The 13,962-nt window shown below is 48.5% G+C and carries 12 protein-coding genes; 2 read left to right on the forward strand and 10 right to left on the reverse strand.

All coding sequences use genetic code 11. From position 1 onward, the window contains the following. Nucleotides 1–3: 3 nt before the first annotated feature. Complete coding sequence (locus R50912_RS28990; RefSeq protein WP_231637929.1) at nucleotides 4–2,025, reverse strand: chemotaxis protein CheA; 2,022 nt, start codon at nucleotides 2,023–2,025, stop codon at nucleotides 4–6. 164 nt (nucleotides 2,026–2,189) lie between these two features. Here R50912_RS28990 and R50912_RS28995 point away from each other — a divergent pair, with 164 nt between their 5' ends. Continuing rightward, on the forward strand, nucleotides 2,190–2,876 hold the full coding sequence (locus R50912_RS28995) for a response regulator transcription factor (protein WP_042239825.1): 687 nt from the start codon (nucleotides 2,190–2,192) through the stop codon (nucleotides 2,874–2,876). Between the two features lie 65 nt (nucleotides 2,877–2,941). On the opposite strand, the gene R50912_RS29000 is transcribed toward R50912_RS28995, so the two are convergent. The 8 genes from R50912_RS29000 to R50912_RS29035 all read right to left on the reverse strand — a co-directional run bounded on the left by R50912_RS29000 (nucleotide 2,942) and on the right by R50912_RS29035 (nucleotide 11,529). Continuing rightward, entirely contained in the window at nucleotides 2,942–4,015 is a 1,074-nt protein-coding gene (locus R50912_RS29000; protein ID WP_042239827.1) for an HD domain-containing phosphohydrolase, read from the reverse strand. A gap of 32 nt (nucleotides 4,016–4,047) precedes the next feature. Next, nucleotides 4,048–6,558, reverse strand: a complete 2,511-nt coding sequence (locus R50912_RS29005) for a sensor histidine kinase (RefSeq protein WP_042239828.1) — start codon at nucleotides 6,556–6,558, stop codon at nucleotides 4,048–4,050. Nucleotides 6,559–6,573: 15 nt separating this feature from the next. Further along, nucleotides 6,574–6,891 (reverse strand): Hpt domain-containing protein, encoded by a 318-nt coding sequence (locus tag R50912_RS29010; protein WP_042239830.1) that lies wholly within the window; start codon nucleotides 6,889–6,891, stop codon nucleotides 6,574–6,576. Further along, on the reverse strand, nucleotides 6,872–9,286 hold the full coding sequence (locus tag R50912_RS29015; protein WP_042239832.1) for an ATP-binding protein: 2,415 nt from the start codon (nucleotides 9,284–9,286) through the stop codon (nucleotides 6,872–6,874). The genes R50912_RS29010 and R50912_RS29015 overlap by 20 nt, the downstream gene beginning before the upstream one ends. Before the next feature lie 41 nt (nucleotides 9,287–9,327). Then, complete coding sequence (locus R50912_RS29020; protein ID WP_052416751.1) at nucleotides 9,328–9,786, reverse strand: chemotaxis protein CheX; 459 nt, start codon at nucleotides 9,784–9,786, stop codon at nucleotides 9,328–9,330. Between the two features lie 24 nt (nucleotides 9,787–9,810). Beyond that, nucleotides 9,811–10,167 carry a response regulator gene (locus R50912_RS29025; RefSeq protein ID WP_042239834.1) on the reverse strand — a complete coding sequence of 119 codons (357 nt, stop codon included), beginning with the start codon at nucleotides 10,165–10,167 and terminating at the stop codon, nucleotides 9,811–9,813. Between the two features lie 128 nt (nucleotides 10,168–10,295). Next, nucleotides 10,296–10,523, reverse strand: coding sequence for a hypothetical protein (locus R50912_RS29030; protein WP_052416752.1), 228 nt, complete (start codon nucleotides 10,521–10,523; stop codon nucleotides 10,296–10,298). 4 nt (nucleotides 10,524–10,527) lie between these two features. Then, complete coding sequence (locus tag R50912_RS29035) at nucleotides 10,528–11,529, reverse strand: TIR domain-containing protein (protein ID WP_042239835.1); 1,002 nt, start codon at nucleotides 11,527–11,529, stop codon at nucleotides 10,528–10,530. Nucleotides 11,530–11,753: 224 nt separating this feature from the next. On the opposite strand from R50912_RS29035, the gene R50912_RS29040 reads away from it, so the two are divergent. Continuing rightward, nucleotides 11,754–12,899: an N-acetylmuramoyl-L-alanine amidase family protein gene (locus R50912_RS29040; RefSeq protein ID WP_042239837.1), complete on the forward strand. Its 1,146-nt coding sequence runs from the start codon at nucleotides 11,754–11,756 to the stop codon at nucleotides 12,897–12,899. A 17-nt stretch (nucleotides 12,900–12,916) separates the two neighbouring features. On the opposite strand, the gene R50912_RS29045 is transcribed toward R50912_RS29040, so the two are convergent. Then, nucleotides 12,917–13,921 (reverse strand): HD-GYP domain-containing protein, encoded by a 1,005-nt coding sequence (locus R50912_RS29045; protein WP_042239840.1) that lies wholly within the window; start codon nucleotides 13,919–13,921, stop codon nucleotides 12,917–12,919. Between the last annotated feature and the right edge of the window lie 41 nt (nucleotides 13,922–13,962).

Here is a 13,962-nt window from a genome sequence, read left to right on the forward strand (position 1 = left end):
GATTTAGAATAATGAACCGATATCAAAAATCAATGCAACTCTGCCGTCTCCCAGAATAGTTGCTCCCGTAACGCATTTGGTTCTTCCCATGTATTTGCCGATGGACTTTACCACAATATCCGCATTCCCGTTCAACTCATCCACTAATAAGGCGATGCGTTTCTCGGCCATGCCGATAATGACAACCTGGTGATACACTTTTTCCTGATAGGGTTTGTCCCAGCCCAGCACATCCTGCATACTTGTCAACGGAAGGACTTCCCCCCGCAGGTTGATAATCGGCTGTCTCCGGATGTAACCGATCTCCTCCGGCTTCAGCCGGATAATCCCCAGAATATTAGACATAGGCAGAATAAAACTTGTGCCGTTGACTTTGATCTGCAGCCCCGGAATAATTGCCAGCGTCAGCGGCAGACGGATCAGAAACTCCGTTCCCTTGCCCACCTCACTCCGGATGTCGATTACACCATTCAATTTCTCAATATGATCGCGGACGATATCCATTCCGACACCACGCCCGGAGATGTCACTGACTACAGCCGCCATAGAGAATCCAGGCTTGAAAATTAAATGAACAGCCTCGCGCTCTGTTAGTACAGCTGCTTCCTCTTCACTAAGGATCTGCTTCTTCACTGCGCTCCGCCTGATCACCTCAGGATCAATTCCGCCTCCGTCATCCTTCACCCGGATTACCACCTGATTACCCTCGTGGCAAGCTTGTACGGTTAATATCCCTTTCGGGGGTTTCCCGTTGCGTAACCGTTCTTCTTCGGATTCGATTCCATGATCCACTCCGTTTCGGAGCAAATGTATAAGCGGATCCGTTATTTCTTCAATGACGGTCCGGTCCATTTCTGTCTCTCCGCCAAGCAGCTGCAGATCAACCTCTTTCCCCAACTGCTTCGATAAGTCCCTTACGATCCGGGGCAGACGGCTGAACAATTGCTCTGCAGGCAGCATTCGGATCTTCATTACCTGCTCCTGCAATTCATGTATAACCCGCCCCAGGTGATCGGTCTGCCCAACCAGCTTCGGGAGAGCCTCGTCGGTGCGGTAACGCTGATTCAGATTCTGGCCGGCCTGCTTGATCCCAACCTGGTCAATCAGAAGTTCTCCCACTAGATTCATCAGATGCTCAAGGCGTTCTACATCTACCCGGATGGAACGGGCTCTTTTACGATCCTGCGTCTGAGCACTATCGGGAACCTGTGAATTCGCGGTCAGCTGCACTGTAGCGGTAGCACCAGACGATTCATCCTCCTGCTCCATCAGAACAGCCTGTATATGGACATACGCTACCTCAACCAGAGAGGCAATCTTCCTGTGAAGCTCCTCAACCTGCAGATGCGTAATGAGGAGGAATTCCAGCTTGGCGAAGGAGGTCTCATCCGCTTCCGCAGCACTGTCATCTATCGGAGGATTCTGCTTCACAATCTCTGCAAGATCGGCAATGCGCTGTTGGATGATTGAAGCCCGGGCCGCCCTCATCAGACAATCCTGTTCCAGAATGACCTCTACAGCCAGTATCGATTTCCCTTGTTCTTTGCCCTCAAGACAATGATAACGTTCATCCAGATTCAGAGCGGATTGCAGCGGCTTCTCCTGAATCTCGCTATATGCAGGGTCCGCTGATACAGGTAGCTGTGCCACCGGGCCGTTATTGCGGAAATGAACGATACGCCCGATAATCCCCGAAATCTCCGTCCCGGCAGAGCCAGAAGCAATGTCATCTTTTAATTGTCTGATCGTATCCAAACTATCAATGAGGAGAACAATTAATTCATTTTCCAGCTTCAACTGCCCGTTACGGATTAAATCCAGCAGAGATTCCATCTCATGTGTTACATTTTTAACCGGATCAAAGCCCATGGCCGCAGAAGAACCCTTCAAAGTATGTGCTGCGCGGAATAAGGACTGGATGGTTCCACTGTCGCAATCACCCTGTTCAAGAAGAAGTAGTTTTTCCTCCATAATCTGAATTTGTTCGTCTGCTTCCTCCATAAAAACATCCATAAACTGGTTCATATCCAAACAAGACCACCACATTCCCAGGGAAACCATCCCTTATTTCCTTTACAATCTAGTTTTATCAAACAAATCTAGACATAATGTGATGTAAATATAATAAAATCTGAATAAGATATGATAGAATCATAGATATGAGTCCTTTTCTTGGAGGTAATCCAACTATGGTAAAGCCTAAAATCCTTGTGGTAGACGATGACCGCGATATATTAATTCTTCTGAAAAAACGTCTGGAGATTGAGGGCTACGAGGTAGTTACTGTTTCCGAGGGACAGGAAGTGCTTAGGCAGGTCAAACTGTATGATTTCGCATTAATTGTTCTTGATATTATCATGCCTTCCATGAATGGACTTGATATCTGTAAGGCCATCCGTGATCATGTTAACGCTCCCATTCTGCTGCTCAGCGCAAAAGACCGGGAGATTGACAAAGTGGTCGGACTGGAGCTTGGTGCAGATGATTACATTACCAAACCCTTCAGCATTGATGAGTTAACGGCACGGATTAAGTCCCATCTCCGGAGGGAAATGCGGCTAGCCAAGCCTGCCGTTTCGAACCAGAGGGTATTCCAGTTTGAGGATCTAACCATTAACGGTGAAACGTATGAGGTATCTATAAAGGGTGAACCCGTTCATTTATCGGGCAAAGAACTGGAGATTCTGCTCCACCTGGTCCGCAATAAGAATCTTGTACTAAGCAGAGAGCAGATTTATACTGCAGTATGGGGTTATGAAGACAATGGGGATATCAACACAGTAACCGTCTATCTTAAAAACATCCGTAAAAAAATCGATCCCGATCACCGTCTGATCAAGACGATTTGGGGGATCGGGTATAAATTTGTCGTCTGAATTACCGCACTATCCACACCTAAGGGCTGGCCCTCTGTTCTTTCTAACGAGGCCGGCCCTTTTCACTAATCTATCCACGTTTCCCGGATTTCCAGAATTTCATTGTATACCTCACTGAAAGCCTGAACCACTGCCGGATCGAAATGCATCCCGCTTTGCCACAGGATCTCTGCAAAAGCCTCCTCCTTGCTCCACGCCTCTTTATAGACCCGTTTGGAGGTGAGTGCATCAAAAACGTCGCAAACTGCTGTAATCCGCCCTTCTACAGGAATTTCTTCCCCGCGTAAGGCCTGCGGATATCCGCTGCCGTCCCACTTCTCATGATGAGTCAGCGCTATTCTCTCAGCCAGCAGCAGAATCTCATTCCGGCTGCCTGACAGCAACTCCGCTCCCTTAGTTGTGTGTTCTTTCATGATCTCAAATTCTTCCGGAGTTAATCGTCCAGGCTTATGCAGAATACGGTCAGGAATCGCCAGCTTGCCTATATCATGCAGAGCGGCTGCCAGCTTAAGCTTGTGGCAATAGCTTTCTTCGTACTCCAACTTCTTGGCAAGCACAAAGACATAATTGCTGATTCTGAGTAAATGCCGACCTGTTTCATTGTCCTTCTGCTTCATAGCCTGAAGCAGCCGCTGAACATACTCCTGCTGAAGCTCCTCAAGCTGAAATACATGCTGCTGCAGCAGTTCCTCTATTTGAAAAGTTTGTTCCGCCTGCATCCTGCGCTGAAGGTTCTCCTGAAGTACATGCTGCACCTTAAGCACGACTTCCACTGGATCAAACGGCTTAGTCAAAAAATCACGCACGCCAAGCCGCAGGCTGCGGTGAAGATACTCTGAATCCTGATAGGCCGTAATGACAATTACGGAAGAGATCAACGGCGAATGTCTTGCCTCCAGCAGTTCCAAAATATCAAAACCGCTGATGACCGGCATATTCAAATCAAGCAGCAGTACATCCGGATCCTCCTGCTCAATAACCTGAAGAGCCTGCGCAGGATCATGAATGACAAAAATATTCTGATATCCTTCGATCGTGAACAATTTTTCTAGTAATAATGTATTAGTCCTGACATCGTCAATGATCATAATTTTTCCGTGCTTGTAGATCTCCCGTTGGTTCTTATCTGCCACCAGCATTGACAACCCTCCGCTCTCTCGCAACCATTTCGTTAGCCTTCCTCCCCCAGAGGAATCAAAATCTTAAACACACTGCCTTCACCGAATACACTGGTGACCTGAATCTCGCCATCCATCATTCCCAGCAGCCTGCGGGATACCGTAAGACCGATACCCGTACCTTCAATTTGCTTCCCTTGGGGGATCCTGTGAAACGGCTCGAATATATGGATCAGATCCTCTTCGCGTATTCCGACACCTGTATCTTTAACCACAATCACAAGCTTACGGGCTTCCGCATGATGCACACTGACGGTGACCATGCCGTTCGGGTTATTATATTTAATTGAATTAGACAATATATTTAGCAGCACCTGCTTCATACGGATACGGTCACAGCGTATAAGCTCTTCATACATGGATAACGCCTCATTGCGGAAGCCGATACTTTGCTGACTGCAGATCGGTTGCATCCAGGTGAAGCATTCCTCCAGAACATCACCTAAACGAAGGTCCTCTATAGACAACGCCATCCGTCCGGATTCTATCCGGGTCAAATCGAGGATTTCACTGATCAGCTGCAGCAGATGTTTGCCGGCCTTAATAATTTCTCTCACGTTCTCCTGCTGGGATGCGGACAGCGGATCGGAAGACTCATATTCAAGCAGCTGTGCAAATCCAAGAATCGCATTCATTGGTGTGCGCAGTTCATGACTCATGCTGGACAGAAACTCGGATTTCGCCTTATTGGCCGTCTCTGCAAGCTCCTTCGAGCTGAATAAGGACTCCTCCATATACTTCCTTTCCGTGATATCACGGGAGATTACACAGACTTTACGCACGGGCTCGTTCTTCCGCTTGATAGGGGTAATCAGTGCCTGCATCCAAACAGTCCCCCTGCTGCTAGCCATCTCATACTCCATACCGACCGTTTCCTGGGTTGCCAGTACTTCGCTTAATATGCTCATGAACCGGAGAGTGGTCTGCGGGTCTAGAAGCGCATCAATATGCTTCCCTTCAAAGCTTTTGGCCATCGCATAATCATACCTTCTGTCGATGGACCAGACCTTCTCGATTACACCTGTCTCGTTAATCTCTGCAATCATATCGTCTATGGATTGAATCATAGCATTCATGTTAGCTTCGCGGTCTTCAAGCGCATCCTTCGCTTCCGAGCTTGACTTATAGGCTTCCCCAAGCCTGCTGCCAACCTGGGACAATATTTCAGCGGTTTCCCTGATCTCAGTGACATGGATCTCCGGAATCTCTTGATGATACCGCCCTTGTCCAATCTCCATGGCTATTCGATTGATTTCCATGAGAGGCTCTGATATTCTTCCGCTCATGACCCGGCTCCGCCAGTTCAGGATGGCAAAATAAATAATATAGAACAAAAACAGCCCCAGAATCATATACATTCCGATCTCAAACAGCTCATGATTCAGGTGGTTGGTTACAGCAAATATATTCGTTTCAGCGGCCAGAATTATGAATTTCCATCCGGTGTTCTCCATGGTTGACCAGGCAAGCATCTGCTTCTGCCCGTCTATTCTCACTTCGCTTAAACCCTGCTTATCTGCCGCAATATCAACGGCTATCGCCTGAAGGTCTTTATGGGCAAACAGATTGAATTCATCCGGCTTGAAGGTATCCTGCTTGACCGCCTCCTGGTAATTATGTGAAGTAAGCTCCTGAATGCCAAACAATTGTTCCGCCCGGTCCGGCATAGCAAGAATGGTTCCGTTATTGCTCACCAGCAAGCCGAGCCCCTTCCAGGGGATATCCATAGTCTGAATTTCTTCCCTGAATGTGTTAATCGTAACATCGATACCCGCTACCCCCTCGAGCACATTCCCCCTGTATACAGGAGCAATCGAGGAGGCCATCCAGCCGTTTCCTGCAGGATCCAGATAGGCATCTGTCCAGACCGCCTTCCGTTCCGGATTATGCTCAGCGTCCGCTTCATAATAGAAATTAAACTCAGAAATATTCATTTGGGATTGATATTGAGTCATCACATCGAAATAGGGATAGATGATATTTAAGGAGTCATAGGTGTTAAAATATACAGCGGCCGCAAGGGGCTCCCTGGCAACGATAGACTTCATAAACGGCTGCAGCGGCAGCAGCCGTTCCACCTTGTTTTTTTGCTGAGCCCCAACCTTGTTTATTCCGCTGTAAAAAATGGCCGCTCCGCCGCTAGTAGTGTCTGCCTTGGAATAATAGGCCCCCTCCGGGCTCATTACCAGCCGCTCCAGGTTTTCTTCCGAAGCCGGAATCTCCTGATTCAGCGCATGGGCGATAGAATCGCTGTATAACACTGTAAGAGATGAAATTCTCCGGGTCTCACTATCAATAATTGCAGATTCCTGTGAAGCCACAATCCGAATTTCGTTTAACACTTCATTCTTCATACTGAGTGTCTGTCGTTCCCTTGACCATTCATTCGTCACAAAGTAGATTCCGATAAAAACTAATTCCACCAGCACTAACGGAATAACTGAAGTTCTAATATAAGATTTCCATATCCATTGAAATAAGGAGATCGGTTTCTCTCTCTTCATGCTGTACCCCGTTTCCTAGCGCTCGCTTGGTTTCACCAAAATATCCAGATGTCTTATATAATATTCAAGCAGATCCCGGCACAAGATAATGCCCTCTGCATTTTTCAGCACTACATGCCCTTCCAGCTCCCGCCCAATTTCTGAGATGAAGGGAAAGCCATATCCTCCTCCACTGCCTTTCATAGAATGGCCGATTACCATTATTTTCTCAAAATCCTCAACCTGCAATGCCTCGGAGATCATAACCAGATCCACCCTGCGGCGTTCCATATAACCGGGAATCAGTTCGGCAATATCCTCGTCGACCCATACCTTAATCGGTGTCTGATCCATAGAGATGACCTGCCCCCCCCGTTAACTCTTCTCCTCCATACCGCCGGATCATTTGAAATAATGGCTCTATAAAAATCGGTTTCTCCAGGAAATCTGTACATCCGGCCTCTGAAGAGGCTCTGCGGTGCTCCTCAAAGGCATGAGCGGTCAGAGCAATAACCGGCGTGGGCTTGAGCTGTTCGTCCGCTTCCCAATTCCGGATTGCCCGGGTCGCTTCGTAACCGTCCATCACAGGCATTTGAATATCCATGAAGACTATATGGTAATAACCTTCAGTAAACATCTTCACTGCTTCTGCACCATTCACAGCCACATCTACGCTACAGTTGTTTTTTCTCATAAATGCCAAGAATAGATTCTGGTTGTCGATATTGTCTTCCGCCAGCAGCAACCGCAGATTCCGCCCAAAGAGTGCAGTGGAATCCTCAGCAGATTCCAGTTTCAGAGGAAGCCTCACTTCAAAGGATGTTCCTTCTCCCGGCTTGCTCTGATACGATATCCTTCCACCCAGCAGTTCTGTCAGCTTACGCGAGTAGGCCAGCCCAATCCCGAGTCCTCCATATTTCCGGGTAGAGGAGGGATCGATCTGGAAGAACGGCTGGAAGATCTCTTCTGCGGCCTCCTCGGGAATCCCAATTCCTGTATCTGTAATACGGATCATAAGCAGCACCTTGGACGGCTCCCGGAGCGGACGGACAACCACTGATATTTCCACGGATCCCTGCGGCGTAAACTTCACGGCATTATCCAGAAGCGTTCTAATGATTTGCACAGCCCTCCGGGAATCCCCGATCACCGGCACATTGGGCAGCAGTCCTGTTTTCAAATGGAATTCCAGTGATTTGTGCTTCATATTTTCCCGGTATTTCTCAGATAGAGTAATTATCAGTTCATGGAGGTTGAAAGGCCGCTCCTCAATATGCACTTCACCATTCTCCATAGCGGAATAGTCCAGTACACGTTCAATTAGGAATAAAAGATGCTCTGAAGAGTGTCTTAAGGTTTGAACCTCTTCCCGGCCAAGGCCGTTCTCATCCTGTAATTGCACGATCCCGAGAATTGAATTCAGCGGAGTGCGGAACTCATGGCTGATCAACGCCAGGAATTGATCCTTTGCATCATTGGTAGATTCCAGCACCTCTTTGTTCAGGAGCAGCTGGCGCTCATTATCCTTTTGAGCCGTGATGTTAGTTAAAGTTAGCATCACCAGCTCCTTAAGCCTGCTGATCACAATTCGGTAACTGCGCTTCTCTTCGTTAATTTGAAGCTCTACTTCCAGCTCTTTGGCATGATCTCCTGACATGATTCCAAGAATAATTTCTTTGTAGGCATCCAGATGTGAAATGAAGGAACGGTCTACATTCTCATAAATTTCGCGTGCTGCTTCGTTCATCATCACAGGCTGCAGCTCAAGCTGCTCAGTACGCAATACCATCACTGCGTCTTTTAATGACCTAAGCACCTGTTCCAACATGGTCCTTGCCTGCTGCTCACTCTGCATTAACTGCTGCCTTTCGGTCACATCCGTCTGAATTCCGATGAAATGGGTTACTTTCCCGCCCTCGTCCTTAAGTGGGGTAATGACAAGCTCATTCCAGAACGGTTCGTGATTCTTGCGGTAATTCAGAATCTCGAGCTGTACCCGCGAGTGCTGATTCAGGGCATTGCGGATGTCCGCAATATGCTCAAGACTCGTATCCTTACCCTGCAAAAAGTTACAGTTGCGGCCCAGCACTTCCTCCAGCGTGTAACCGGTGATCTGTGTAAATGCCTGGTTCACATAAATAATCGGCCGGTGGGGCAAGGCCTCTGCAATAATAACTCCAGTTCCCACATCATGCACGGCCCGTTCATAGAGATTCTTCTCTGCAACAGAATGGCGTAAGGCTATTTCAGTCTCCTGATACTCCTTGATCAATTGCAAGCGCTTTCCTGTGGACAGATAGATTGCGATGCTAGCTACAAGAAAGAGCATAATAGCAAAACTCGTCTGCTTCGGGTCTCCAGTAAAGAACAAAAACAATATCAGCTCAGACAAGATCAAGGCCATATAGACTCTTAACCTGCCGAGGGAAGTGATGGTCTGACTGATAACAAAATACATCATCAGGATCGTAATCAGAAGCATGGAATCGTAATGATACTGCATCAAGGAAATAAAGGCGGCTGAAGATATAAACCAAAGGTAGGCAAATAACAGCGGTTCAGAAGTCGCCTTGATTCTCTTCGAGAGGAAAGAACCCGCCATCAGCAGGGTTCCGATTATCAAAACAGTCACTTCAACGGCATCCGGGCTGGGGTCAGCCGGATTCATCCAGTGTGCCAGCCGTCCCATGACCAGGACACATATTAATGACAAGCCGGTGTACAAGCGCAACATCTTCAATTGATTCATGAACAGCTCTCCCCACCAGTTAACCGCCTTGTGCGCACTCATTATTCACCCAGACTGATATGCGCCATAATCGTCAATTCACTTGCAAATATCGGAATGCTGATAAAGGTACTGCTAGTGCGCAGGCTGCCTTTTCCTTCATGGAGGACCGGAGGCGTGATATTCGTATTCATATGTAGCTCATTGAACGCCGAACAGCAGGAAGCGCCTACCCAGTTGCCGAACTCTGCAAACGCACTCCAACCCATGTCATCAATGACCTCTATAGGAAAACCGCACATAGTGCTCACAATGCTCCTCAGGACCTCATCGTCCATGCTGAGTATGATCTCACCACGGACATCGCCTGTCATCCCTACCATAACCGATACTTTATCCGTATTTACAAAAGCCAGCTGTTCAGAAGGCGAACCTGCACGAAACACATAACCCAAGTGGGTGACCAGCACTTTTTGTATCCCTGCAATAACGATGTCTAGATATCCGGACTGTATATGCATATTATCGGCATCTCCTCTCTCTTTTTACAATTGATTTTCTACGGCCTGTAATAACCGGTCTGCCTGAAACGGTTTGACCACAAAATCCTTCGCCCCGGCCTTCATGGCCTCCATAACCATAACGGTCTGTCCCATGGCACTGCACATAATAATCTTGGCCTTGGGATCAATCGCGATAATATTTTTTACGGCCGTTACCCCATCCATATCCGGCATAGTAATATCCATAGTTACTACATCCGGCCTCGTCTGCTGGTACACTCTGATGGCTTCCGTTCCATTAACTGCTTCTCCCACAATTTCATGGCCCTTGGACTCCAGTGCTGAGCGCACCATCAGCCGCATGAAGGCCGCATCATCGGTAATCAATATTTTCGCCATATCAGCACTCCCTATCTGTTTTAGTTTCTATAGGGATGATTCTATATTGCATTCCTAATAGGAACATGACGAAATTATGAAAAAAAAATAAAAAAAAGCCTCAGCGAAAGCTGAGGCCCTCTGTCTATTTATGCGAATGATGGCTTGTTATTATCAACTTTGCCGCTGACCAGCTTCTTGTACTCGTCGTCTCCGCCCTCCAGAGAAGGCGCTAAATATACATTAAGCGCGGATGGAGAGAGCTTGGTGCCGGATTTGCGTCTGGAACGGCCTTTGCCTCCCGCACTGTTACCGTTACCGCCCGCAGACCGGCGGACGCTACTAGAGACACTAACTGCATTCTTCATATTCTTCATCCTGTCAGTCCCCTTCCACTAGATGATTGACGGTACGGAACAAATCACGGTTATAGGCAACCACTGCTGTAAGATCCTCTGCCGATAATCCCCCGCTTCCGGAGAAATGTACAGAAATCACGTGGTTCTCCCCTAAAGGATAGCATAGGATATATACCTCCGCAACTTCCGTACGCTGTAAGAAAGTCCATTCCTTAGCCAAATAAGCATCCAGCACACCCGGTTTTCCGCTTCCGTCTTCGGAGGTCGAGAACGGATAGATATGCCCGCGGCCTACATTGCCGCCCACCTGTTTCAGGCCTTCCCCCTCTTCGGCCCGCCACATGGCGGCTCCGATCACCCGGCAATCCTCCGGAGGTATGAATGAATTACGGACGGCTTCGCTAAGCGCCTGATAGTTCTCACCCGGCTGGGGAGGCGTCACATTATTATTATATTGCCAAAAGAAGTGAAGGATACTTTCTTTTCGCCTAAGCTCTGCTCTAAGTTGCTGGAGCTCAACAGCCGGATCATGGTACATCCCCTGTCCCTGAATGCTGTCGATAATCTTGCCGCAGCTGACATCCACCGCCGCTGTAACATTCTCATGCTGCCACTCGTATTCCAGCGGCGTCAGCCCCGACAGATCGGACAACAGGTGGTACTCTTCCACGTTCTCCCCCGGAATCAGATCGCTGCGCGAAGGTACCTGATCCGGCAGCAGGCAGAAGACCCGGCCACGCCGTAATCTGGACCAGAACAAACCCATTTCAAACTGGGTGTTATCACGGGTTACATAATAATATTTACCCCTGATCCGGGCCACATCATCAGGCGAGAACACGAATACGGCAAAGTCACTGATATCCAGATTCCGCTCCAGCGCCTCCATCGTATATTCATTCGGCCGGAAAGCAGCAGCATACCAAGGATGAACTTCTGCAGTCCGCTTCAGCTGCTCGTGGATGGCCCTGGCGTAGCGGATGGATTCTCTGGAGGATCCAATGAATAATCTAGGTCTGATCACGGCGGCACTCCTTTATCTGTTTCCCCAATATGTAATAATTATACAGACATTTCCCCCTAAGGAATAGGGCTGCCAGTTATATTAAACAGCGAGATCCCGTAGTGTGAATTGTCGTTGTTATATGTATAAACGAATCATAATTATTCTTAATTTTAATTAATTATTGTTCTCCGGCCGATGAAACGGGTAATAGAAATTTATCTATCCGGGAAAAGAGGCTTTATATGAAAAGAATATTACATACCGCCGTACTGGCAGCCTGTCTGTTGACACCATATGCGCTGCCGTCTTCTGCTGCCCACGCTGCAGATACCTACACAGCCAAAGTATACGCGAACTCCCTGAATGTTCGCAGTGAGCCTGCCGCAAGCGCAGCCATTACCGGCTCTCTGGCGGGAGGAGACGTCGTTACAGTCACGGAGGAGCAGCATGGCTGGCTCAAAGTGAGGGCCGGATCTGTATCCGGATGGGTCGCCGGGTATTATCTGAAGCGGACCAGCAGAGCTGCCTCTGCTGGAACCTCATCCGCCTCATCCGCCAGCACCTCCGTTAAGACCTCCTCCACCTCCAGCGGAACGGCTGTTGTCACCGCCTCTTCCCTGCGTATCCGGGGAGGCCCGGGAATAAGCTATGAGGTAGTCGGTTCTTTGCAGTCCGGGAATGCCGTTACCATTCTGCTCCGCCAGGACGGATGGTCAAGAATCCGTACAGCCGGAGGAGCTACCGGCTGGGTATCCACCCAGTACCTTGCCGGGGGAAGCGTCCCGAACTTAAGCACTGCCAGTTCAAATGCCCAGAACACCAGTGTAATAAGGAAATCCGGCAGCATCCGCGGCAAGCTGATTGTCGTCGATCCCGGTCATGGGGGCAGTGACCCCGGTATGCTCGGCACGACCTATGACACGATGGAGAAGGATCTTACCCTGCAGACCTCCCTATATCTCCGGGATTACCTGACCGCCAAAGGGGCCCGGGTAGAGCTGACCCGTACCCGTGGAGACCAGAAGCCAACGCTCTCCCGGCGGGTACAGCTCGGGCAGCAGCTAGGGGCGGATGCTTTTGTAAGCATCCATTATAATTCCTCCCCGAAGAATGTCTCCGGCACGCTGACCTTCTTCTATTCGGAGCAGAATGATCTCCGGCTGGCCCGGGCGATTGAAACCCGGCTTGGCGCAGGAATCGGCCTCCGGAGCAACGGCCTCTCCTTCGGCAACTATCATATTCTGAGGGAAAATCCGCTTCCCGCAGCCCTTATAGAGCTTGGGTTCCTCAGCAATCCATACGACGAGTCGATTGTCCGCAAAGCCGCTTATCAGCGGAAGGCTGCACAGGCTATCGCCGAGGGGCTGGCTGATTATTATCAATACTGAAAGGAAGTCATCTGAAATTAGATAGTGATTTCCCGGATATTGAGTTCTTTTATTTTGCTGAGGTCGATATATTCATCGTTAATGCGGATGAGCGGAGTTTCGATATCATGCGGATTCAGATAGACGATCTCACCGACCCGGCCATCGGTTAATACTACCTCACGGCCAACAGTCCGCTTCACAATGTTCTCCAGAAAAACCGAAACAATATGCGGGTCCAGTGCGCCAAAGCTGCCTCTTCTCATCTGATCAACAATCATATGGAACGGCATAGCCTCATGATAGGGGCGTTTACTGGACATAGCATGAAAAATATCGGCAACCGCAATAATTTTGCTATAGGAATCAATCTGCTCTTCCTTCAGTCCAAGGGGATATCCCTTGCCGTCATTTCGCTCATGATGCTGCAGTGCCGCCAGTGTGATGCGCGAGTTGGCTCCGGTGGTTTCTTTCAGCATCTCATAGCCGTAGATCGTGTGCTTCTTGACCAGGCTGAACTCTTCTTCTGTCAGCTTGCCGGGCTTGTTCAGAATCTCGGTAGGAATCTTCAGTTTGCCTACATCATGCAGAGTAGCCGCCGTGGACAGCACGGACAGGTCTGCTTCGTTCATATTTAACCATCTGCCGATCAGGGTGGACAGTACACCCACTCCAACGTTGTGCTGGTATGTATAATCATCCTTGCCTTGAACCGAACTGAATAAAGCAAAAATATCAGGATTCCGGGAAATCTCCTGAATAACTGGAACGACATCCTTTCGGATATCCGCTAACGGAATTTTCCGTGAAATCCGGTAAGATTCAAGCATCTCCTTCGAGCTATCCACTACACTGTTGACCATTTGCTGATAAGGGGGTGCCTGCTCTGCTTCATCCATAAATATAATGTCAATTACATCAATTCTTTGTTTGCGGATGAGCTCCAGGTGTTCAACATTCAATTTGCTCTTGGCAGGAATAACTGTAACTCCGTATGCATTAATCAGGTCATTCTTAATCGTTCTTCCCAGATAGTTGTCCATACCTTCCAGCCCTCCCAGATAACCGAAACAATATATAAATT

It is taken from the genome of Paenibacillus sp. FSL R5-0912 (genome assembly GCF_000758605.1).
Taxonomy (GTDB): domain Bacteria; phylum Bacillota; class Bacilli; order Paenibacillales; family Paenibacillaceae; genus Paenibacillus_AQ.